The sequence below is a fragment of the Dyadobacter sp. 676 genome (genome assembly GCF_040448675.1).
Classification (GTDB): Bacteria; Bacteroidota; Bacteroidia; order Cytophagales; family Spirosomataceae; genus Dyadobacter.
Map to the genome: position 1 here is coordinate 2,509,068 of NZ_CP159289.1, position 21,986 is coordinate 2,531,053.

18 protein-coding genes and 1 pseudogene are annotated in these 21,986 nt (G+C 51.7%); 14 read left to right on the forward strand and 5 right to left on the reverse strand.

From position 1 onward, the window contains the following. Nucleotides 1–119: 119 nt before the first annotated feature. Nucleotides 120–893, forward strand: a complete 774-nt coding sequence (locus ABV298_RS11250; RefSeq protein ID WP_353722197.1) for a shikimate dehydrogenase — start codon at nt 120–122, stop codon at nt 891–893. Here ABV298_RS11250 and ribD read toward each other — a convergent pair. After that, a complete protein-coding gene (gene ribD / locus ABV298_RS11255) occupies nt 890–1,954 on the reverse strand; it encodes a bifunctional diaminohydroxyphosphoribosylaminopyrimidine deaminase/5-amino-6-(5-phosphoribosylamino)uracil reductase RibD (RefSeq protein ID WP_353722198.1) in 1,065 nt (354 codons plus the stop codon). The two genes, ABV298_RS11250 and ribD, sit on opposite strands and share 4 nt — an antisense overlap. A gap of 90 nt (nt 1,955–2,044) precedes the next feature. On the opposite strand from ribD, the gene prmC reads away from it, so the two are divergent. Beyond that, nucleotides 2,045–2,905, forward strand: a complete 861-nt coding sequence (gene prmC / locus ABV298_RS11260) for a peptide chain release factor N(5)-glutamine methyltransferase (RefSeq protein WP_353722199.1) — start codon at nt 2,045–2,047, stop codon at nt 2,903–2,905. A 25-nt stretch (nt 2,906–2,930) separates the two neighbouring features. Continuing rightward, nucleotides 2,931–3,884, forward strand: a complete 954-nt coding sequence (locus ABV298_RS11265) for an AAA family ATPase (protein WP_353722200.1) — start codon at nt 2,931–2,933, stop codon at nt 3,882–3,884. A gap of 1 nt (nt 3,885) precedes the next feature. Here the strand turns inward: ABV298_RS11265 and yidD are convergent, their stop codons facing one another. After that, on the reverse strand, nt 3,886–4,095 hold the full coding sequence (gene yidD / locus ABV298_RS11270) for a membrane protein insertion efficiency factor YidD (protein ID WP_353722201.1): 210 nt from the start codon (nt 4,093–4,095) through the stop codon (nt 3,886–3,888). A 49-nt stretch (nt 4,096–4,144) separates the two neighbouring features. Here yidD and lgt point away from each other — a divergent pair, with 49 nt between their 5' ends. Beyond that, the gene (gene lgt / locus ABV298_RS11275) at nt 4,145–4,975 is read left to right on the forward strand and encodes a prolipoprotein diacylglyceryl transferase (protein WP_353722202.1); all 831 of its coding nucleotides are present in this window, start codon (nt 4,145–4,147) and stop codon (nt 4,973–4,975) included. A gap of 84 nt (nt 4,976–5,059) precedes the next feature. Further along, nucleotides 5,060–5,671: a hypothetical protein gene (locus ABV298_RS11280; protein ID WP_353722203.1), complete on the forward strand. Its 612-nt coding sequence runs from the start codon at nt 5,060–5,062 to the stop codon at nt 5,669–5,671. A gap of 79 nt (nt 5,672–5,750) precedes the next feature. Here ABV298_RS11280 and ABV298_RS11285 read toward each other — a convergent pair whose 3' ends face one another. Then, on the reverse strand, nt 5,751–6,290 hold the full coding sequence (locus ABV298_RS11285) for an RNA polymerase sigma-70 factor (protein ID WP_353722204.1): 540 nt from the start codon (nt 6,288–6,290) through the stop codon (nt 5,751–5,753). Between the two features lie 567 nt (nt 6,291–6,857). Here ABV298_RS11285 and ABV298_RS11290 point away from each other — a divergent pair. From ABV298_RS11290 to ABV298_RS11310, 5 genes and pseudogenes are all read left to right on the forward strand, one after another. After that, nucleotides 6,858–8,783, forward strand: coding sequence for a PfkB family carbohydrate kinase (locus ABV298_RS11290; RefSeq protein ID WP_353722205.1), 1,926 nt, complete (start codon nt 6,858–6,860; stop codon nt 8,781–8,783). Further along, nucleotides 8,783–11,026 carry a two-component regulator propeller domain-containing protein gene (locus tag ABV298_RS11295; protein ID WP_353722206.1) on the forward strand — a complete coding sequence of 748 codons (2,244 nt, stop codon included), beginning with the start codon at nt 8,783–8,785 and terminating at the stop codon, nt 11,024–11,026. Before ABV298_RS11290 ends, ABV298_RS11295 begins: the two co-directional genes overlap by 1 nt. A gap of 17 nt (nt 11,027–11,043) precedes the next feature. Then, nucleotides 11,044–12,093 (forward strand): polysaccharide deacetylase family protein, encoded by a 1,050-nt coding sequence (locus ABV298_RS11300; protein ID WP_353722207.1) that lies wholly within the window; start codon nt 11,044–11,046, stop codon nt 12,091–12,093. Between the two features lie 13 nt (nt 12,094–12,106). Next, nucleotides 12,107–14,327, forward strand: a pseudogene (locus ABV298_RS11305) (hypothetical protein). Between the two features lie 56 nt (nt 14,328–14,383). Next, nucleotides 14,384–15,706, forward strand: a complete 1,323-nt coding sequence (locus tag ABV298_RS11310) for a DUF3748 domain-containing protein (RefSeq protein WP_353722208.1) — start codon at nt 14,384–14,386, stop codon at nt 15,704–15,706. Nucleotides 15,707–15,764: 58 nt separating this feature from the next. Here the strand turns inward: ABV298_RS11310 and ABV298_RS11315 are convergent, their stop codons facing one another. After that, complete coding sequence (locus ABV298_RS11315) at nt 15,765–16,337, reverse strand: Uma2 family endonuclease (RefSeq protein WP_353722209.1); 573 nt, start codon at nt 16,335–16,337, stop codon at nt 15,765–15,767. 53 nt (nt 16,338–16,390) lie between these two features. Further along, entirely contained in the window at nt 16,391–17,419 is a 1,029-nt protein-coding gene (locus ABV298_RS11320; RefSeq protein ID WP_353722210.1) for a LacI family DNA-binding transcriptional regulator, read from the reverse strand. Nucleotides 17,420–17,587: 168 nt separating this feature from the next. Here ABV298_RS11320 and uxuA point away from each other — a divergent pair, with 168 nt between their 5' ends. From uxuA to ABV298_RS11340, 4 genes are read left to right on the forward strand one after another with little or no spacing between them, the layout of a single operon-like run. After that, nucleotides 17,588–18,793 (forward strand): mannonate dehydratase, encoded by a 1,206-nt coding sequence (gene uxuA / locus ABV298_RS11325; protein ID WP_353722211.1) that lies wholly within the window; start codon nt 17,588–17,590, stop codon nt 18,791–18,793. Nucleotides 18,794–18,818: 25 nt separating this feature from the next. Then, complete coding sequence (locus tag ABV298_RS11330; protein WP_353722212.1) at nt 18,819–19,610, forward strand: glucose 1-dehydrogenase; 792 nt, start codon at nt 18,819–18,821, stop codon at nt 19,608–19,610. Nucleotides 19,611–19,635: 25 nt separating this feature from the next. After that, a complete protein-coding gene (locus tag ABV298_RS11335; RefSeq protein ID WP_353722213.1) occupies nt 19,636–20,493 on the forward strand; it encodes a ThuA domain-containing protein in 858 nt (285 codons plus the stop codon). Between the two features lie 40 nt (nt 20,494–20,533). Beyond that, nucleotides 20,534–21,967, forward strand: coding sequence for a Gfo/Idh/MocA family oxidoreductase (locus tag ABV298_RS11340; protein WP_353722214.1), 1,434 nt, complete (start codon nt 20,534–20,536; stop codon nt 21,965–21,967). Nucleotides 21,968–21,986: the final 19 nt, after the last annotated feature.

The following is a 21,986-nucleotide window of genomic DNA, read 5'->3' on the forward strand; positions in this document are numbered from 1 at the left end:
ACAGGCACCCTGGCGCTATACGTGAAATTATCGGGTCCATGTTCCGGCTGCGTTTGTAATTAGCTGACGGCTCGTATAACTTAGCACTTCGAAATTTTATCGTCGTTGCACGCATCCTTATGAACTTATACGGCCTGATCGGATATCCGCTGACCCACTCCTTTTCAAAGCGATATTTTACCGACAAATTCCTCAGAGAAAAGATCAAAGAGAGCAGTTACGAGCTTTTTGAAATGAAATCCCTGGAAGAATTGCCCGAACTGCTGAAAAAGAAACACGACCTGCGCGGGCTCAATGTGACTATTCCGTACAAAAAGGATGTGATCGCCTACCTCGACGACCTGGATGACGCCTCCGCCGAGCGCATAGGAGCCGTAAACACCATCAAAATTTACGCCGACGGCAGCACAAAAGGCTTTAATACAGACTATTATGGCTTTCAGCAATCGCTCGTGGAATGGCTCGACAAACGCGGTGAATCCTGCACCAATTTCAAAGCATTGATATTAGGCAATGGTGGGGCCGCGAAGGCGGTGCAAGTGGCTTTGAAAGACCTGGAAATAGAATATATGCTGGTTTCACGCCAGAAAAGCGAGGATTGCCTTTCCTATGAAGGAATTACGCAGGATGTAATGGACAGCCACCGGCTGATTATCAATACTACCCCTTTGGGTACTTTCCCCAACACGGAAGAATGCCCCGCGATACCCTATCAGTGGCTCACACGGAACCACTACCTGTATGACCTTGTGTACAACCCCGCCGAAACATTATTCCTCAAAAAAGGTGCGGAACAAGGTGCAGCGACGCAGAACGGCCTGAAAATGCTCGAATTGCAGGCGGAGAAGGCCTGGGAAATCTGGACAACGGAGGAAAACCTCTGGAGCGTTTAGGCTTTGGTATAAAAGGTCCACAAATCGTCACCGATTTGCTCCGCGCCCCTGAAAACGCCCCTGGGCGCCGGCGCAGTCACGCCCGTGCCGATCGTCTGTCTGCCCTGACATCGGCGGATCTCGTCCCACAAACCGGCCTCGAAGAATGCATTGATTATCGCCGCGCCGCCTTCGACCAGCACCGAATGGATCTTCCTCTTATGCAATCCTTTCAGAAGTTCCACGATCTCACCGTCCGCCCCCGCAATGCGCATGTAAGCCGTTACCGGTGCTGCATAACGGTCCGGGTCTGCCGGAATAGCCGTTTCCCGATCATAATTGACCACGACCGTACTCTGAAGGTTATCGAACAAATGCAGATGCCCGGGTAGTTGAAGCCGCCTGTCGGTGACGATCCGGACCGGGTTTGTTCCTGTCCAGTGCCGCACGTTCAGGCGGGGATTGTCCATTAAAGCGGTTTTATAACCCACCATAATGGCATCCTCCTCCGTCCGCCACTGATGTACACGCATATTGGACAACGGGCCGCTGATTTGCACCGGGCTCCCCGATTCGTAGCCCAGAAAACCGTCGGCGGTTTCAGCCCATTTCAGAATAACGTAGGGCCTTCCGAGCGTCATCGCGGTAAAAAAGCGCTTGTTCAGTTCCAGCCCCTGCGCTTCGAGAATGCCCTGCCCGACTTCCACGCCCGATGCCCGGAGGCGCTCAATGCCCTGGCCCGAAACCAGCGGATTAGGGTCGTTGTTGCAAATCACGACCTTTCTCAACCGGCGGCTCACGAGTAAATCCGCGCAAGGCGGCGTTTTACCTGTATGCGAACATGGTTCGAGGGTAACATAGGCCGTCGCTTGTGGCAGCAAATGCGAATTACCTTTTGCGTCGGCGTCCTCGATGGCCCGCACTTCGGCATGCGGACCGCCGTAAGCGCGGTGCCAGCCTTCGCCGATAATCCGGCCTTCATGGACGATCACGCAGCCAACCATTGGGTTCGGGCTCACCGCGCCCCGGCCGTATTCAGCGAGCTGCAAGGCCCGTTCCATCCATTGATTGTGCGTCTCCATGTGGCAAAAATACAAATGCGCTTTCAAACTCAACTTTCGCGAGTTCCCATAATTTGCTAACTTTCCGACATTGGATCAAAATCAGTGAAAATGACTTCTGCACGCCAGCTTTATTTATATATAGTAAAAAACATCACAGTTTATCCGGAAAAAGAAGCGCAGGCAATCGCATTCATGCTCCTTGAGCATTACATGCGGCTCCGCAATATCGACGTGCTGGTCGATCGCCCGATTCCCGAAACTTCCGCCCAACCCGATTGGGACAATATCATCAAGCGGCTGAACAACAACGAACCGGTACAGCATATCATCGGCTCCACCGAGTTTTGCGGCCTCGAATTCCGGGTTTCCTCGGCGGTGCTTATCCCACGCCCCGAAACCGAAGAGCTGGTGCAAATGGTAACGCGCGACTACGCGGAACCGGACAAAAATATTTCCATTCTCGACATCGGGACCGGCAGCGGATGTATCGCCATCGTCCTCGCGCGCTTCCTCCCGCACGTGAGCGTGCACGCGTGGGACGTGTCGGACGAAGCGCTGGAAGTAGCGAAAGAAAACGCCCGCCAGCTCATTGCCGATGTTATATTCGCGAAGCAGGATATGCTCAATGTGACATTCCCCCTACCCGGTAACATCGTCCAATTCGACTGCCTCGTGAGCAACCCGCCTTACGTGACCTATTCCGAAGCCGAAAGTATGCGCCCGAACGTGCTCCGTTTCGAGCCGCATGAGGCGTTGTTTGTGGAAGACAGCGACCCATTGCTTTTTTACAAAGCCATTGCCGACTTTGGTGTGCACCATTTGAAACAGCATGGCAAATGCTATGTCGAAATCAACGAGCATTTCGGTGCCGAAACGAAACAGGTTTTCGAAGAAAGGAATTACAAAAACGTGGAAATCCTTCGTGATATCAATGGTAAGGACCGCTTCGTGAGAGCTATCTGGGCCTGATCCATTTAAAATTTTACCCAATTTCATGTACATAGAAAAAATCAGGGAGGTACTGGACGAAATGGGCAAGGTAGTCGTAGGGCAGGACAAGCTGCTCAACCGGCTGCTCATCGGCCTTTTTACCGGCGGACATATTCTTCTCGAAGGGGTTCCCGGACTCGCCAAAACACTGACGATCAATGTAATGGCGAAAGTCCTGCACCTCGAATTCAAGCGCATCCAGTTTACGCCCGACCTGCTTCCCGCGGATTTGATCGGGACGATGATTTACAAACCCAAAATAGGCGACTACGAAGTCAAAAAAGGGCCTATTTTCTCCAACCTCATCCTTGCCGACGAGGTAAACCGCTCCCCGGCCAAGGTGCAATCGGCATTGCTCGAAGCGATGCAGGAGAAACAGGTGACGATCGGCGACGAGACCTTCCTTCTCGACCGCCCCTTTGTCGTACTGGCTACCCAGAACCCCGTGGAACAGGAAGGTACTTACCCTCTGCCGGAAGCGCAGATCGACCGGTTTATGATGAAAGTTTATGTCGATTACCTCGACAAGATGAAGGAACTGGAAGTAATGCGGCGGATGTCGGATATCAACTACGACTATCAGATCAGGCCTATCCTGAACAAGGAAGACATTTTCGCGATCCGCAACAATGTGAACAAGGTCAATATCTCCGACACGCTGGAACGGTATATCATCGAGCTCGTTTTCGCGACCCGCCGCCCGCTGGATTACGGCCTGCGCGACGAAGCGCGTTACATTCAGTTCGGGGCATCGCCGCGGGCCACCATTTACCTCAACCGCGCCGCCAAGGCGCTCGCCTATCTCGAAGGAAGGGATTATGTACTGCCCGAGGACATTAAGGAACTTGCGCCCGACATTATGAACCACCGGATTCTGCTGAACTACGAAGCCGAGGCCGACGGCGTGCGTACGATGACCATCATCGATTCCATTCTCCGGAAAGTTGCCATTGGATAATTCATGGGACCGGGTCGTGACCATGGCCGCCCCATGGGTGGCAGCGCGCAATGCGTTTCAGCCCCAACCAGCCGCCTTTGAACGGGCCGTATTTTTGCACGGCCTCGATCATATATTGCGAGCAGGTAGGCGTATACCGGCACGAATTGGGCAGGTAAGGCGAAAGCGCCGCCTGATAAAACCGCACAAAGGCTATGAGTAAAAATTTCATTTCGCGTCTTGTCTCATATTAGTATATTTGACCATTAACATCACAACGCATGCTTTCATATATCATGTGGGACGTCAGTCCCGAAATCTTCACCATTCCGGAAATCGCCGGTTTTGGTCCCTTCCCTGTCCGCTGGTATGGTTTACTTTTCGCAGCCGGTTTCCTGATCGGCCAGCAAATTATGATCTATATCTTCAAGAAAGAAGGAAAGACACTGGAAGATATCGACTCGCTCACACTATATATGGTGCTCTCGATCGTCATCGGCGCCCGCGTGGGCCATTTTCTTTTCTATGAACCCGAAGTGCTGTTTAAAAATCCCCTGGAAGTGATATTACCTCCCTACGCCGGGCTTGCGAGCCATGGTGCGGTGATCGGGACGGTGATCGGGCTCTGGCTGTATGCGCGCTCGCGCCGCGGCACAGGCCAGACGTTCTTCTGGGTAACCGACCGCCTGACAATCACCTTCGCATTGGGCGGCTCTTTCATCCGCTTCGGTAACCTGATGAACTCCGAGATCGTCGGAAAACCCTCCGATGTGCCCTGGGCATTCATTTTCCGTCAAAACACCGAGTTCCTGCAAATCCCCCGCCACCCGGCGCAGCTATACGAATCCATTTCGTGCTTTATCCTTACGTTCATCCTGTTTGGGATCTGGAACAAATACAAGGCCGCCACACCACGCGGGCTGATGGTCGGAGTGTTTCTCGTATGGGTGTTCACGTTGCGCTTCCTGTATGAGTTCCTCAAAGAAAACCAGGAGGCGTTCGAGGCGAACTACGCATTGAACATGGGGCAGGTATTGAGTATTCCGGCGGTATTGCTCGGCCTCTATTTTATCGTTCAGTCGCGGCGAAATCCCATGGAAGTGGCAAGGTAATCGGCACGACAAGCAGTAGGCGTGCATCAGTGCGGCGTTTTCACTACATTGTAATTAGTTTGAAACAACTCTAACAATTGTCAGATGAAAACATCCTTTATAGTCGCATTTCTTTCGTGCGCCCTCTTGTTAACCGGTTGCGACAGCAAACAGGAAGAAAAAGAGGCCGAAGAAAAAGCCGCCGCCGACAGTCCGGCCGACGCTCTCCAGGCCATTGCCGATAAAGCCAAGGAAATGGGCGACCGCGAGGCCGTCGACCCTGTCGATTTCCGGAAACTGAAAAACCTTCTTCCCGAAAATCTGGCCGGCATGGCCCGCACAGAAGCTACCGGCGAGAAATCCGGTGCAATGGGATTTACCGTTTCCACGGCGCACGCCAAATACAAGGGTTCGGAGGGTTCGCTGGATGTGGAAATCGTGGATACCGGGGGTATTGCCGGCGTATCGACGATGGCACTCGCGGCCTGGTCCATTGCCGATATCGACAAAGAGACCACCACCGGCTACGAAAAGACCACAACCATCGAAGGTTATAAAGCCTTCGAAAAATATGACAACGAAAGCAAATCCGGTGAAATAAATGTACTCGTCGCCGATCGTTATGTGGTGAATGTAGAAGGCGATCATGTCAGCGTGGACCAGCTGAAAGAAGCGTTAAAAACAATCGACCTGGGCAAGCTGGGTGATATGAAATAGGCCATAAAAGTAAAGCAGAAGCGTGAATGCTTCTGCTTTTCAAGGTTTTAGGAATATAAACTCGGGGCTAACTCGGATGCTATATCGCTGCCAGATCCACTTTCTCGCGCAGGATCTGTTTTGCCTTCACCAACTGGTTTTTAACCGTATTTTTCGAAATCCGCAAAAATTCCGCGATTTCCTGATAGGATTTACCTTCTTCGATATTGAGTTTCAATATCTGCCGCCGTTTGATTGACAGCGAATCGACCGCCGCCTGCACCACGCTCAATCTCCGTTCGGTCTCCTCCCTTTCCTCCTCTCCCGCCGCCCGGATCGCCTCGAGGTAATGCTTCCGCAGTTGCTCGCTCTTTTCCAGTTTTTTGAAATAATCGAAGGCCATGTTGCGCAGGCAGGTGAATAAGTAAGAGTTAAAATTATAGTCCGGCTTGATCTGGGCACGTCTTACCCAAATTTTGATAAACACGTCCTGAACCATGTTTTCAGCTTCTTCCTCGTCTTTGAGCAATGAAACCGTGAAACGCAGCGCAGGGGTTTTGTAATGGTTATACAACTCTGCAAAGGCCGCTTCGTCGCCTTGCGTCACTCTGATCAGGGTATTTTCGTCGGGGTAGGCCACAGTCGTACAGTTTTAGCTATTAGAAAAGGGACTAGGTAAAGAGATTATGTTATTAATAAAAAAACTTTTATTCTTGGTTCGATCCCATTTATCAACCGGCGTCAAATTCCCGGGGTAATATTCCACATCAGTCAGGTATTAAAATAAAGTTGTTTTCAACGTCGCCCCGGCAGCCGGAAATTCTGCCTTCGAATCGATCGGCGATGTTTTCTATTGAGCGGCATTCTTGTAATTGCTTGATAAAGCTACATCCTCATATTTAAAATTTAAGTCGCAAACTGCGTAAAAATATCTTCATTTTACGCACGGTTGTACGATTTAATCATAACATAATAGTAACTTATCATTTATGACATATTTGCTCATTTACAGCCGGTTCTTAATAGAATTGACTTTGAAACAACCGGTTTCCGGTGGCGTCGTTTGCTCCGGCGCGTTGTTAACAATTTTATAACAAATGGCCCGATTGCAGGACTTGCGGATAGCCCTCCTCCAACGATCGAAAGTATTACCCAAAACATTCGACACCGATATTCCTTTTATCCTAAATCCAGACCAATATTGCTCATGGATCAAAGCCGCATCAATCAGATCTTGGAGAAAATCTCCGCCGTTCGGGTCGCCGTGTATGGCGATTACTGTCTCGACTCCTACTGGGTCATGGACGACCGCACTTCCGAAGTTTCCATCGAAACCGGCCTGCAAGCCCTGGCCGTGGCCCGGCATTACTATACGCCCGGCGGCGCAGGGAATGTCGTAGCCAACCTTGCCGCCCTGAGACCGGCGGAAATCAGGGTTATCGGGGTAGTTGGCAACGATATGCAGGGACGCGAACTCACGGCGCAACTCCGGCAACTTGGCGCCGACACCGGCGCTTTGATTATCCAGCCGGAAAATTTCAACACATATAGTTATCTCAAACGCCTTATCGACGGCCAGGAAGAGCCGCGCATCGATTTCGGGGTCTATAACGAAAGGAGCATCGAAACCGACAGGCAACTTGTCGCCGCGCTGGAAAAGGCGTTGCAGGAATGCGACGCATTGATTTTTAATCAGCAGGTAACAGGCAGTATTACCAATGCGGCGTTTATCGACGACGTAAACCGGCTTTTCGAGCGATATCACGACAAAATCGTGATGCTGGATTCAAGACATTTCAACGACCGTTTCCGCAATACCTGCCTCAAATGCAACGACCGGGAAATCGCGTCGCTGAACGGGCACGACGTTGCACCGGGCGAAAATGTGCCTGTAAACGAAGTAAAACGCTACGGCACGGAGATATTCGGCCGGTATCACAAGCCCGTATTCGTGACCTGCGGCGAACGCGGCATTATCGCATTCGATAGGGAAGGCTACCACGAGGTTCCGGGCATTCAGTTGAAAGGAAAACTGGATACCGTGGGTGCCGGCGATACGGCGATCAGCGCCATTACGCTTTGCCTTGCGGCCGGGTTGTCGCCCGCAGAGGCAGCACAGTTCGGTAATTTTGCGGCGGCGGTGACGGTACAAAAACTGTTTACTACCGGTACGGCAACCGGCGGGGAAATCGCGGCGGTCGCCAAAGACCCGGATTACATTTACAACGCCGACCTCGCCGAAAACGAGCGCGCCGCCACGTATTATCCCGAAACTGAATTCGAAATTTGCGTGCCCGAAGTCCTTGAAAAGCTCGGACATATACGTTATGCCGTTTTCGATCACGACGGCACGATCAGTACCCTCCGGCAGGGATGGGAGGAAATCATGGAACCGGTGATGATGAAATCCATTCTCGGCGACCAATACGATACCGTCGACGCCGGGACATTCCACAAAGTGCAGGCCGAATGCAAGGCATTTATCCACAAAACGACCGGCATTCAGACTATTTACCAGATGGAAGGACTGGTAAACCTCGTGCGCGAGTTCGGCTTTGTACCCGAGGACCAGATCCTCGACAAGTTCCAGTATAAGGAAATTTACAACGACGGCCTGATGGAAATGGTGAGCAAGCGCATGGAAAAACTCGCCAATGGAGAACTCGGCCAGGAAGATTATACACTGAAAGGGGCCGTTGAGTTTCTGAAACAGCTCAAAGAACGCGGCGTGACAATGTATTTGGCCAGCGGTACCGATGTAGACGATGTGAAAAACGAGGCCCGGATGCTCGGTTATGCCGATTTGTTCGATGGCGGCATTTACGGCGCATTGCGCGATTACACCAAGTTTTCCAAGAAAATGGTGATCGAGAAGATCATCCGCGACAATAACCTGCAAGGTAAGGAGCTGGCGGTATTTGGCGACGGCCCCGACGAAATCCGCGAGGGACGACGTGCGGGCGGTATTTCCGTAGGCATTACAAGCAACGAGGTGCAGCGTTTCGGACATAACCCGGCCAAGCGCCCACGGCTCGTTCGCGCAGGCGCACAGCTGCTGATCCCCGATTTTTCGCAGCACAAAAAGCTGATCAGCCTGCTGTTCCAGGAAAGCGAAAATTACGCCGAAGCCTGATGCGCGCCTTTGAAAAACGATCCATTGCCTGGCTGATTTACGGTTTGCTGCCGTTGCTCTGGTGCTGCCGGAATGATAAGACTGTCGATAACGAACCGCCCTTCTACCGGGATGAACCTTTCATACAGGAATATCACGAGGCTTATCCCATGAAGGATAACGACGTAAGGGCGATTCTGCCTGATCATGAGGGCAACGTGTGGGCAGCCACGGCAAAGGGTGTTTTTCTCAAAAAGAAGGATTCCCTCACATGGGACCAGGTATTGGATAACAATGCAAACGGGCCTTCATTCGCGCTGGCACGAGATTCGTCCGGTATTATTTGGCTGGGCATGTGGAGTGGGTTGTACCATTATCAAAATGGTGCTATTTCCAAAGTGAATGGGCCAACAGGTCCGATTTCGGCCATTTGTACAAAAGCAGGTACGGTATACGCAATCGGCCCGAATGGCTTTTGGACAGGTAATGCGAATGGTTTTACATTACAAAAAGCAGCCATAGCAAGATCCGTTCGTGATGTGATCTGCGACGGAAACGACGGCTTGTGGATAGCCTCCGACGTGGGGCTTTACCACTGGGCTCCATCAGATTTGAAACATACCTATAAAACCGACGCGTTGATCGCCGCTTATACCAAAGGTTTGGCGTACAACCATGACGGAAAACTCTGGATTGGTGGCCTCGGCGGGGTTACCATTCAAAATAATGGTCGAAAAGAATCCGAATTAAGGACTGCGGACGGCATTCCTTCTACTTATGTGACGGCTGTGCGATTAGCTCCCGATAGTTCGATGTGGGTAGGTACACAAACGGGCGTGGTGCGTTTCCGCAAGGACGGAAGCAAATCACTGCTCTTTTCGAGGAGGTGGTTGCTGGACGATCAGATCAACGACATTGCATTCGACGGTGAAGGCAATGCGTGGATCGCCACACCGCAAGGCGTAAGCGCACTCAAAAAGCGTGTAATGACATTGGCCTCCAAAAGCGCATTCTTTTACGACGTGTTGATGAAAAGACATATCCGTGCGCCGTGGATCGCAGGACAGGCGCATTTGCGCATTCCCGGCGATACCACGAGCTGGGAACCCGAAGATGACGATAATGATGGTGAATTTACCGGCAACTATCTGGCGATGGAAAGTTTTCGCTACGCCGCTACCAAAGATCCGGTGGCGAGAGAGAATGCGAAAAAAGCATTCCATTTCCTGAAATTATTGCAGGAAGTGACCGGCACCGACGGTTTCTTCGCACGCACGATCATCCCTTCGACGTGGACGCGCATGCACGACGGCAACCGCACGTACACGGAACGCGAGCGCGCGGACGAGCTCGTCAAAGAGCCGCGGTTCAAACCCGTCGAAACGCGCTGGCGTTTGTCGGCCGACAGGCAATGGCTCTGGAAAGGCGATACGAGCAGTGACGAAATGTGCGGGCACATGTTCGGTTACTACTATTATTATACATTGGTGGCGGATGCGGCCGAGAAAAAGGTCATCGCTGCGCACGTCGGCAAAATCATCGATTACCTGATGCGGCATAATCTGAATTTCGCCGATACGGACGGGAAAGCGACACGGTGGTCGGTGTGGTCGCCGGACCAGCTCAACCGTGACCCGGAATGGCTGCCTGATCGCAACCAGAACTCCATGGAAATGCTTGCCTTTCTGAAACTCGCGCAGTTCATGACCGGTGATACGAAGTACCGGAACGAATACGTCCGTCTTATCGAAAAGGAGCATTACCTCGACAATATGAAGGAAGTGACAAAGCAGAACCCGGCCTGGTTCATTTACTTCGACGTGATATTGCAGGCTTATCTCTATCCGATACTGATCCATTGCGAAAAAGATCCCGAGCGTTTGAAATTTTATAAAAACCATCTGGAAGAATGGTTTACGAAGCGTAAAGGCGACCACAACCCGTTGATCAATTTCATTTACAATGAATGCCTGGGTAAAAAATCGGAGCTGAAAAACTCGGTCGATTTCCTGATCGACACATCGCTGGATCTGGTGGACTGGCCAATCGATCATCGGAAGCGGGAGGATATTCAGGTTGTACGCACACCCGTGCTCGAAGACGAGCAGGTGAGTGAATTGCAGCCCGCCAGCATCCGATTGACCGTTCGTTGGGATAAAAACCCCTGGACACTCACCGGCGGCAATCCCGAAGTGGAACGCGAACCGGTTTTCTGGCTGCTGCCCTACTGGATGGGCCGGTATTTGGGAATGATTTCAAAATAGTTGTAAACCATTTGTTTATGAAAACCTATCTTTTGCTCATCAACCTGCTATTACTGGTCATGCAAGAAACATCAGCACAACAGACCTATGCCGAAAAACTCGGCTGGCCGAAAGGCTCGAAGGTCGTCATATTCCACGTCGACGACGCGGGAATGTCGCATTACTCGAACGAGGGCGCGAAAAAGTCGATACAGAACGGCATTGCCACCTCTTGCAGCATTATGATGCCTTGTCCCTGGGCTGCTAGTTTTGCCAAATATGCTATCGCCAATCCCGGAATGGATGTCGGCCTGCATCTCACGCTTACTTCGGAATGGAAGGATTATCGCTGGCCGCCGTTGAATGGCATCGCGCATTCCGAAGGGCTCGTGGACGACGAGGGATGCATGTGGCACACGGTGGAGGATGTGATCAAACACGCCAGTCCGGATGTAGTGGAACAGGAAATACGCGTACAACTGAACCGGGCATTGAAACTCGGATTGAAACCCACGCACATGGATTCGCATATGGGCACGCTGTTCGCACATATTCCTTATCTCGAAAGATATATCAAAATAGGCGCGGAATTCGGCATTCCGGTGATGTTTCCCGGCGGGAATAACCAACTGCTGAAAGAATGCCTGAACAACCCATTGATCAAAAAGCTTAAAGCCGAGGGTAAATGGAAAGAGGGAATGGAACTTCCCGAGCCGGAAATTACCAAACGCTCCGCCGAATTCGGACGGAAAATATGGGCAGCCGGCCTGCCGGTACTCGACGACCTGCATACCATCAGCGGTGACTGGAAGCCGGATGACGACAATGTAACCCCGGAGCAATGGGGCAAATACAAAGCTCAAAAATTCATCGAAACAATCCGAAAAATGCAGCCCGGCGTGGCCATGATGATCGTCCACAGCAGCGACGTCACCGATGACTTCAAATTCATCAGCGCCTCCGGAGGATCGCGGTATGCCGATATGCTCTCCATGCTCGACCCGGACCTGAAAGCTTTCATTCGGTCGGAAGGCATCATTCTAACCACCTGGAAAGAGATGATGGAAAGAAGGAAAAAAGTCAAATAACCAACTCAATACAATGCGAAAGTTCTTTTTAGTATCCCTCCTATTATGCACGGGCATTACAGTCACACGTGCGCAGGTACAACCTGCGTACAGAGACAAACCTTATTTGCAGGATTTCAGCATCAAGTATTATGCCGATACAACCCAAAGCACTCTCCGGCACGTTGCCTCGGACCGCAACGGTGTTATCCAGATGCTCGCGAAAGAAGGGCTTCGGCACACTTCTGCGGGGCAGTTCCTATATCCCGGTAAGGTCGTTCCCGACCGGAGCTACCGGTACATGAAAGATAAAAATATCGCTGCGTTGACCGCCTACCAGGACCAGCTTGTGTACCTGACAGACCAGGTGGTATTCAGCAATGCGTGGGCAGGGACGCTTTTTTCCAAGCACAACCTTCCCAAGGCGAGCCTGTTCGCGGGCGGTAAGGATTTCACCTTCCTGGTTTCGGATGGCACTTCTTTGGAATTAATCAAAGATTCGAAAAGCCTCTGGAATGGGAAGTTACCGGACGATTCTGTGATCGGCCTCGCGTTTCAGGGTAATACAAACCAGTTCTGGATTTTGGGAAACAAATCGCTTTACAAACTGGGCGTTCAGGACAAAAAACTGACCAAAGTGCTCGCCGGCTCAGATTTTACCGCTTTCGACCTTGCTTCGAAAGAGACAAAAATCATTATCGGCACGCTCGACGGCTATTTTACATTGGACATAGCAACCGGAAAACAAACCGGCAGCATCAATCGTAAATTACCTGTTACCAAAATCACGGCAGTAAAAGACGTGAACGGCAAAGTGTGGTTCGGCTCTAATATGGGTGCATTCGCGTTGCGTGCCGACGGCAAGTTCGATTACTATTTCGGCGAACGCTGGCTGCCGGGCAATGTAGTGGTCGATATCGCCAAAGGCCCTGAAAACTCCGTATTGGTATTGACGACCAAAGGTCTGGGGAAAATTGAATTCAAACCGATGACGCTGGAAGCGAAGGCAATGGCATTCGAAAAGCAGGTCAGGTTACGCCACATACGGAATGGTTTCAACTCGCAGCTTACCGGCCTCGATCACGGCGATTTATCGACCGGCTACACCGAAGATTCAGACAACGATGGCCTTTGGACCTCCATGTACCTCGGCGGCCAGATTTTCCGGTACGCAGCCACCAAAGACCCGGATGCATTGCAAAACTGCCGCGAATCGATGGACGCCATGGAGCGGCTTTATACCGTGAACCCGGTGGCAGGGTTTCCTGCACGTTCCTTTGAGCGTTCGGGCCATATCAACGAGCTGCATGACATCGAGCGGTGGCAGCATTCGCCCGACAAGGAATGGGACTGGAAGGCTACTACGAGCAGCGATGAGGTGATCGGCCACATTTTCGCATTCGGCGCGGCGGCGGAGCTGATCGACGACCCGAAAATTAAAAAAGCAGGCCATCATGCTCATCGATACCGTCATGTCGCACATTGTTAAAAACAATATGTACCTGATCGACTACGACGGCAAGCCTACGATGTGGGGCAAATGGCATCCCGATTATGTGAATGCGTTCCCGATCAATGTCGGCGATCGTAAACTCAATTCTTCGAACATCGTGGCTATGCTTCAAACGGCCTACCATTTCACCAAAAAGGAGAAATACAAGGCAAAAGCATTTGAACTGATGACCAAGCACGGCTATTTTGAAAACATGATGCGGCCTATGAGCGTTATCGGGCGTGCGCCGGAAGATGCCGACGAACATGCGAAACATATGTCCGACGGCTGGAACCATTCCGACGACGAAATGTATTTCCTCGGCTACTGGGGCCTTTACCGCTATGCTTTCAACGACACGCTCAAAGCGAATTATAAAAAGCAGATCCTCGACCACTGGCAGGCAGAACGTCCCGAAAAGGAAGGCGCCTGGAATATTTTTACGGCACTGACGGGTACCAAAGAATTCGACCTGAACGAAGCCGTCTGGTATTTGCAGGAACACCCGATGGACCTGATCGACTGGGTGATTAAAAACAGTCACCGGAAGGACATTGAAAAGCTGGAGCCTAACTTCCGCAAGCAAACTACGAAGGAAGTGTTGCCCCCGGACGAGCGACCTGTTCAACGGCACAATGGCAATATGTTCAACCTGGACCGGACTAGTGGAAACGGCACCGGCGAGCATAGCGCGGGGGATATCTGGCTCCTGCCCTACTGGATGGGACGTTATCTGGGGGTTATCAGCACCCCGCAAAAGTAGATTCGGCCATGAGACTTGTTTCTATCCCGGTTTTATCGATCCTAACATTCATAAGCATGCAATCCTGCCAGACAGACACCGCAGAAAAGCAGATCACGCACGATCTGACCTACCACCACGACCTCGACAATAACGACAACTTTTCGCCGGACGGCCAATGGCTCGTGTATGACACGCGAACCGACGACGGGGGCATTGCGGAGTCGGCGCGGATCGAGCGGGTGAACATCGAAACGGGAGAGAAACAAGTTCTTTTTGATATAAAGGGTAATGCCGTTTGGGGGCCTGGCGCGGGGGCCGTGAGTTACAGTCCAGAGGAAAATGCGGTGGTGTTCATCCATGGCCTGGCCAACAGCACCCGCGAAAATCCCTACCAGCAATGGCGCCGTACCGGTGTGATCATCCACGACTCCCGCCCGAATGTACCTGTATACATGGATGCCCGCGACGTGACGCCCCCGTACACACCCGGCGCATTGCGCGGGGGCACGCACCGGCACGAGTGGAGCGGCGACGGGCAATGGATTGGATTCACTTACAACGACGCCATTCTGAAAGCGCTGGAAGATTCGACCGGCGAGAAGCGAAACTTACGGACGATCGGTGTTTCCAGAAAGATAAGGGCTGTTAAAGTCGATGAAAACACCGAAAATGTGTCCGGTGAATGGTTTAGCGCATTGGTAGTGCGGGTTGTTCCAAACCCCGGGCCGGGAAGCGACGAGATTAGCCATGCGGCTAGCGATAGCTGGGTGGGAACAAACGGATACACCACTACAAACGGCAAAAGACAAATCGCCCGCGCATTTCTCGGCACCGTCAAAGACAAAAACGGCAGCGATGTTCCCGAGGTATTCGTTGTCGATATTCCGGACGACATTACCCAAGCCGGTCCGCTCGGCCCGCTGGAAGGCTCCGCCACCGATTTCCCGATGCCTCCGAAAGGCGCCGTTCAAAGGCGTTTGACATTTACCGCCAATACACCGCATCCGGGTTGCTCCGGCATTGTCCGCTCCTCCCCCGACGGCAGTCAGCTTGCATTCATTGCCAAAGACGCCAATGGTATTAGCCAGATTTTTACGATTTCACCCAACGGCGGGAAGCCGCGCCAGATTACGGAATGCGCTTCCGACATTACCGGCAACCTGCGCTGGCATCCGGATGGGAAGCACATTACTTATGTTTATGAAGGTAGCATTGTGCTTTGTGAGGTTGGAGAAGCGCCTTTTCAGGAACGAACTCAAGTGTTGACCGAACCTTCGACAGCCGCTCCCGGTAATTTGGTCTGGTCGCCGGATGGGAAGGTATTGGCGTTTAACCGGCTGGTAAAGAATGAAGCCGGGAAGGGTGTACAGCAGGTGTTTGTGTTGCGGCTGAATTGATTCAGCCGCCTCCCGCAGGGATAGCGTGGCTTTGTTGGAACAACTGAAGAAGTGAAATTTAAAAGTTAACCTTTCTGTAAACCACGCTTAGCGGCAAGTCTGCATTGAAATAGGGTAGCTTGATCACGTCGTCCATTTTGTCGTAGAACTCGAAATACCAGCGCTCGCCATCACGGATGTATACATCGATATGGCATTTGGTTTGTTCGATCATCAGATAATATTGCAGCGACGGATCGGAGGAATATTCGCGAAGCTTATCAACACGATCGGTTTTGACTGTACTTTCAGACAACACTTCGACTATCAACAACGGCAAAGTAGTGTACCGAATAGCGTCGCCTTTTTCTTCACAAATGAGAAAATCCGGAATACGGACTACTTTGCCGTCTTCTACGCGCAACTTCACGGCGTTTTGATAAAGTTCAAATGGACCATCCTGCAAAATTTTTCGCAGATAGAAGTGAATATTCCCGGCAATCCGATTGGAAGTTGTAGTTTCTCCAGACATTTCGATGATTTCCCCGTTGACGAATTCGAACCGGCCCTCGTGAGTCTCACAAAAGGCAAGGTATTCTTCCAGCGAATAGAGTCTTTCAGCCACAGCTTCCATATTTCTGCTTTGTTTCAAAAATAGTGAATTACAGGAGAATGCGATTGGCAAACGTTGAATGAAAATACAATTTAAGACTTCTGAAGGCGAATCGACGACCTTCTGATAATCAATTCTGAGCGGAGGATAATTGGTTCCAAATGGTCAATAGGCTTGGTGCCATTCAGCTGGCCGATCATCGTGATCATAGCCGTTTTCCCCATTTGATAGCCGGGATAAAAAACCGTGGTAAGCTGCGGTGATACTACTTGTGAAACCGGGTCATTGTTAAACCCTACAATCGCGATATCGTCCGGAATTACGTGGCCCTTCTCTTTCAAAACCTGCATGCAGATCGCCGCGCAAAGGTCGTTGACAATAAAAAGACCATCGGGTTTTTCTTCCATTTGATCGATCTGCTCAGCTATCTCACGACCTGCCTCCTGGCTCAGGTCGGTCGATAAAATGAGGCGATTATCCTGCGGCAGACCTTGTCCAGCCAGCGCGCGTTTGTACCCTTTCAGCCGATCGGCATATACATTTCTTCGCAAGTCGCCAGTGACGTGCATGATCCTCCGGCAGCCCTGATCCAGCAAGTGGCGAGTTGCGTCATAACCTGCCTGCTCGTTATCGATGACAATGGCGCCGCATTGCGGATGGTCCATAATGCGGTCGAAGAAGAGGACGGGGATATTCCGGTTGATGAATGTCGTGAAATGCTCGAATGAATCGGTATCATAAGCAACCGAGACCAACAGGCCGTCCACACGGCTGTTGAACATCGTCCCGGCATTGGCCCGCTCTTTCGACACGGACTCTAACGACTGGCTTATCAGCAGGTTATACCCGAAATTATTAGCCACTTCTTCCATTCCCGCGAGTACCGTCGACATAAAATTACTATTCAGCCTCGGTACGATTACGCCCAACGTATTGGTCTTCCGGGTCCGCAAATGGCTCGCAAATGTGTTGGAACGATAACCGAGCTCGGCGGCCTTCTCCGCAATGAGCAATTTGGTTTTCGCGTTAATTGCTGGATGGTCGTTCAATGCCCTGCTTACGGTCGCGGGTGACAACGCAAGTATTTTTGCAAGGTCGTAAATGGTAATTTCCTTTTCCATTATCCTTTTCTTGTAGGGGCCCACAAAGGCATTCTCCGTCTGTTAATTATGCTTTGAATTTGACGGCTCTTTCAATAGCAAACCCCGCGGCCGAAATTTATGGCAAGTTAATGCAATCGGTTACAATACAAGATTATATTTTTATTTTTATAAAAAACTCATTCAATTATGATTCAGACCATGCGCTGGTTTGGCCCTAATGACCCGGTTTCGCTGATGGACATCCGTCAGGCCGGATGCAGTGGCGTCGTTACCGCGCTACATCAGATACCGGTGGGCGATGTCTGGACGAGGGAAGCGATCCGGGAAAGGATCTCGCTCGTCGAGGCGGGCAATGAAAGGCATACCCCGCTCAAATGGCTCGTAGTAGAGAGCCTTCCGGTACATGAGCATATCAAAAAGGGATTGCCGACGCGCGAACAATACATTGAAAACTACAAGGAGTCGTTGCGCAATCTGGCAGCGGAGGGAATCCGGACGGTGTGCTACAATTTCATGCCGGTACTCGACTGGTCGCGCACCGATCTCACTTATACCCTCCCCGAAGGCCACAAAACGCTCAGGTTTGTGTGGGAGGATTTTGCGTTGTTCGATCTCTATATTCTTCAACGCCCCGACGCCGAAAAGGATTACGACGATCAGGTGCGGGAATCGGCAAGGTTGAAATTGCAAAACATGTCGCCAGCCGATGTACAGACACTCACAAATACGGTTTTACTTGGCTTGCCCGGTTCGGAGGAAGCTTTCGAACTGGCGAACTTTCAGGAGTTACTTAACGCATATGCAGCAATCGGCGACAAAGAGCTGCGAGAAAACCTCTATTACTTCATCCGCCAGGTTACGCCGGTGGCACAGGAACTCGGTATTAACCTCTGTATCCATCCGGACGACCCGCCACGGCCATTGCTCGGCTTGCCGCGGGTGGTAAGCACCGAGGCCGACCTCGCGCAACTCATGCAGGCATGCGACGTCCAGGCCAACGGTATTACGTTCTGCACCGGCTCCCTGGGCGTCCGGGCGGACAACGATCTGCCGGGCATGATCCGCCGGTTTGGCGACCGCATTCATTTCGTCCATCTCAGGACTACCAAAAGAGAAGCAGAAGACAACCGGAACTTCCATGAAGCGCCGCATTTGGATGGTGACGTGGATATGTACGAGGTAGTCAAGGCATTACACAAGGAGGAACTGCGCCGCAGCGCGGCACACTATACCGACAATCTGCTGCCCATGCGCCCCGATCACGGGTTTCAAATGCTCGACGATCTGCATAAAAAGACCTATCCGGGCTATTCCATGATCGGACGGCTCAAAGCGCTGGCCGAACTGCGAGGACTGGAAATGAGCATCGCGCGATCGGCCCGTGAGTTTTAATCAAGATTTATATATCTAAAAAATAATGTCTGCCAATAGTCGAATCGAAACAACACCATCATTGAGTATATTCTCGCTGGAAGGCAAAATTGCCCTCGTAACCGGCGGCGGCAGCGGTATAGGCCTTCATATCGCACAATGCCTCGCACAAGCGGGCGCGCAGCTCGTGATCACGGGCAGGCGCGAGGATGTTTTGAAAGAAGCGCTACCTAAGCTCGGCGCCGGGGCCCGCTATTTTGTGAATGATATTACGGACCTCAAATCGCTTCCGGCATTAATCGAAACGATCGAAAACGAGGTCGGCGAAATCGATATCCTGGTCAATAATGCGGGTATCAACATGAAAAAACACGCCGTGGAAGTGTCCGACGAGGATTTCGACCGCGTCGTCCGGACGAACCTGCACGCCGTTTTCTCGATCACCCGCGAATGCGGCAAACGCATGGTCGAACGCAAGCGCGGCTCCATTCTGATGATCACGTCCATGGCCGCATTATATGGTATCGACCGCGTAGTGGCTTACACCGCATCGAAATCGGCTGTCGGCGGGATGGTAAAGGCGTTGACGACCGAATTTTCCCCTTACAATGTACGTGTCAATGCCATTGCTCCGGGTTTCATCGAAACACCGATGATGCTCACCGCCATGAACGGCGACCCCTCGCGCCGCGACAAGGCCATGGACCGCACACCAATGGGAACCTGGGGGAAACCCGACGACATAGGCTGGGCGGCGGTATTCCTGAGCTCGGAAGCCGCGAAATTCATTACAGGCGTTTCATTGCCTGTGGATGGAGGAAATTCCATTGGATTTTAGTTAAACCTTTTCTTATTAAGTATCGATGAAAAAACAAAACATCCTGACAACATGCCTGCTCTGCCTGCTATTCCTGGGGCCGGGGTGGCCGGAAAGCACACACGCGCAAAAAATTAAATGGAACAAGGTCAAAATCCTGGTTTATACCAAAAACGGGAAAGGCTACGTCCATGACAATATCGCCAATTCCAAAACAGCCATCCTCGCACTGGGCAAACAGAACGGTTTTGCTGTCGATACGACTTCCGACCCAACGAAGTTTACAGACGAAAACCTGAAACAATACGATTGCCTGGTATTTTCAAACACCAATAATGACGTTTTCGATACCGACGCTCAGCGGGTAGCACTCATGCGATATATTCAGGCGGGAGGAAACTTTGTAGGGCTGCATTCGGCCTCCGGTACCGAGCGCAAATGGCGGTGGTTCAAGGATTTGCTGGGCGGAACATTTTTCTGGCATGAGCCGGGGCAAAGCTTCTCGGTGAAGGTCCTCGACCCGAAAAATCCATCGGTAGCGCATTTGGGAAAAACCTGGCAGCGGCAAACGGACGAGTTCTATTTTATCAAGGAACTCGGCGTAAACCTGAACGTGCTGGCAGTGAACGACCATTCCACCATTCAAAAACCGGGCGGCAAGGCACTCGATACATTCGGCGACGTGTTCCCGTCGGTTTGGTGGCATGAGTACGACGGCGGGCGCTCCTTCTATACTTCGCTTGGGCACCAGAAGGAGGATTATGAAAAAGAAGACCTGCGCAAGCATATCCTCGGCGCCATCGAATGGGCTATCGGCCCGCAAAAGCCAAGGAATTACAGTAAAGCTTACGCAACCAGCCCGAACGACGTGGTACGCAATGCCATTCCCGCCCTCTCGAAATAATCACGAAAACATCAGTCATCAATCCTAAATCTGCATTAAAATGAAAGATCAGAAGGAGCAAAACCAGGACAGAAGGTCATTTTTAAAGGCTACCGCGAAGGGCACGGCCGGTATCATCGCAGCATCGATGTTCCCGGCCATCGTCCCGTCGACGGTTTTTGGCAAGAATGCCCCGAGCAATAAGATCAATATCGGACAGATCGGTTTTGGCCGCATCGGGTCCACGCACGACTTGCCGGAGGTGATCAAAAACGAAGCGGCGCACGTGATCGCCGTCGCCGATCTGGACAAGAACCGGTTGGCAAAAGGTAAGGAATGGATCGAACGGAAATATGCCGAACGTACCGGAAAAGAAAAATACCTCGAAGTAAAGACCTACGACGATTACCATGAAATATTGGGCCGCAAGGACATCGACGCGGTCATCATCAGCACGCCCGACCACTGGCATGCCCAACCCGCCATGGAGGCAGCCGTTGCCGGCAAGCATATTTATATGCAAAAACCCACATCGCTAACGATCCGGGAAGGCCGCCAGATGGCCGACATGATCAAGAAGAAAGGGGTCATTTTCCAATTGGGCAGCCAGCAGCGTTCGGTAAGTCCCTGGCCGCAGTTCAAGCGTACGTGCGAGCTGGTGCGCAACGGACGCATTGGAAAACTGAAAAAAGTATATGTGGGGCTTCCCGGCGATCCTCCGGGAGGAAATCCCGAACCGATGCCCGTCCCTCCCAACCTGAACTACGACATGTGGCTCGGTTCGACACCGGAAGTTTACTATACGCTAGACCGCGTGCATTCGCAGACCGATATTAACGACCGTCCGGGCTGGCTGCGCCTTGAACAATTCGGCGCAGGCATGATTACCGGCTGGGGCTCCCACCATATCGACATCGCACATTGGGGTATGGATACCGAGCTTACCGGACCAATTGAAATTGAGGGCAAAGCCACATTCCCTGCGAAAGGCTCAGGTCTTTGGGACGTACACGGTGACTTTCTGGTAAATGCGTTGTATGAAAACGGCGTGGTGATGGAAATCGGCGGTACTAACCCGAACGGCGTGAAATTCGAGGGTACCGATGGCTGGATCTTCGTGTCCCGCGGCAATGTAGGCGTTACCGCCTCCGACCCGGTGGCCGCTCAAAATGCGAAAGAGAACAAGGCATTCTACGCGAGCGATCCGAAAATCCTCGGCTCGGTGATCGGGGAAAATGAAATCCATTTGTACGAAAGCCCTGAGCAGCACCGGAACTGGATCGAAAGTATTCAGAGTGGCAAGCAAACCATCAGTCACGCCGAAATCGCACACCGCTCGTGTACCGCTTGCCTGCTCGCACATACGGCCATGAAACTCGGCCGCAAAGTGAAGTGGGACCCCAAAAAAGAGGAATTCATTAATGACAAGGAAGCAAACGCGATGCTCTCGCGCCCGCAGCGTGGAAAGTATGGGACTAATAATGTGAAAGGTTAACCCTTTAAAATATCCTGGC

Excerpts from the sequence above, each read along its gene's own strand:
- ABV298_RS11250 (WP_353722197.1), top strand. The coding sequence starts at position 120 with ATGAACTTATACGGCCTGATCGGATATCCGCTGACCCACTCCTTTTCA.
- ribD (WP_353722198.1), bottom strand. The coding sequence starts at position 1,954 with ATGGAGACGCACAATCAATGGATGGAACGGGCCTTGCAGCTCGCTGAA.
- prmC (WP_353722199.1), top strand. The coding sequence starts at position 2,045 with ATGACTTCTGCACGCCAGCTTTATTTATATATAGTAAAAAACATCACA.
- ABV298_RS11265 (WP_353722200.1), top strand. The coding sequence starts at position 2,931 with ATGTACATAGAAAAAATCAGGGAGGTACTGGACGAAATGGGCAAGGTA.
- yidD (WP_353722201.1), bottom strand. The coding sequence starts at position 4,095 with ATGAAATTTTTACTCATAGCCTTTGTGCGGTTTTATCAGGCGGCGCTT.
- lgt (WP_353722202.1), top strand. The coding sequence starts at position 4,145 with ATGCTTTCATATATCATGTGGGACGTCAGTCCCGAAATCTTCACCATT.
- ABV298_RS11280 (WP_353722203.1), top strand. The coding sequence starts at position 5,060 with ATGAAAACATCCTTTATAGTCGCATTTCTTTCGTGCGCCCTCTTGTTA.
- ABV298_RS11290 (WP_353722205.1), top strand. The coding sequence starts at position 6,858 with ATGGATCAAAGCCGCATCAATCAGATCTTGGAGAAAATCTCCGCCGTT.
- ABV298_RS11295 (WP_353722206.1), top strand. The coding sequence starts at position 8,783 with ATGCGCGCCTTTGAAAAACGATCCATTGCCTGGCTGATTTACGGTTTG.
- ABV298_RS11300 (WP_353722207.1), top strand. The coding sequence starts at position 11,044 with ATGAAAACCTATCTTTTGCTCATCAACCTGCTATTACTGGTCATGCAA.
- ABV298_RS11310 (WP_353722208.1), top strand. The coding sequence starts at position 14,384 with ATGCAATCCTGCCAGACAGACACCGCAGAAAAGCAGATCACGCACGAT.
- ABV298_RS11320 (WP_353722210.1), bottom strand. The coding sequence starts at position 17,419 with ATGGAAAAGGAAATTACCATTTACGACCTTGCAAAAATACTTGCGTTG.
- uxuA (WP_353722211.1), top strand. The coding sequence starts at position 17,588 with ATGATTCAGACCATGCGCTGGTTTGGCCCTAATGACCCGGTTTCGCTG.
- ABV298_RS11330 (WP_353722212.1), top strand. The coding sequence starts at position 18,819 with ATGTCTGCCAATAGTCGAATCGAAACAACACCATCATTGAGTATATTC.
- ABV298_RS11335 (WP_353722213.1), top strand. The coding sequence starts at position 19,636 with ATGAAAAAACAAAACATCCTGACAACATGCCTGCTCTGCCTGCTATTC.
- ABV298_RS11340 (WP_353722214.1), top strand. The coding sequence starts at position 20,534 with ATGAAAGATCAGAAGGAGCAAAACCAGGACAGAAGGTCATTTTTAAAG.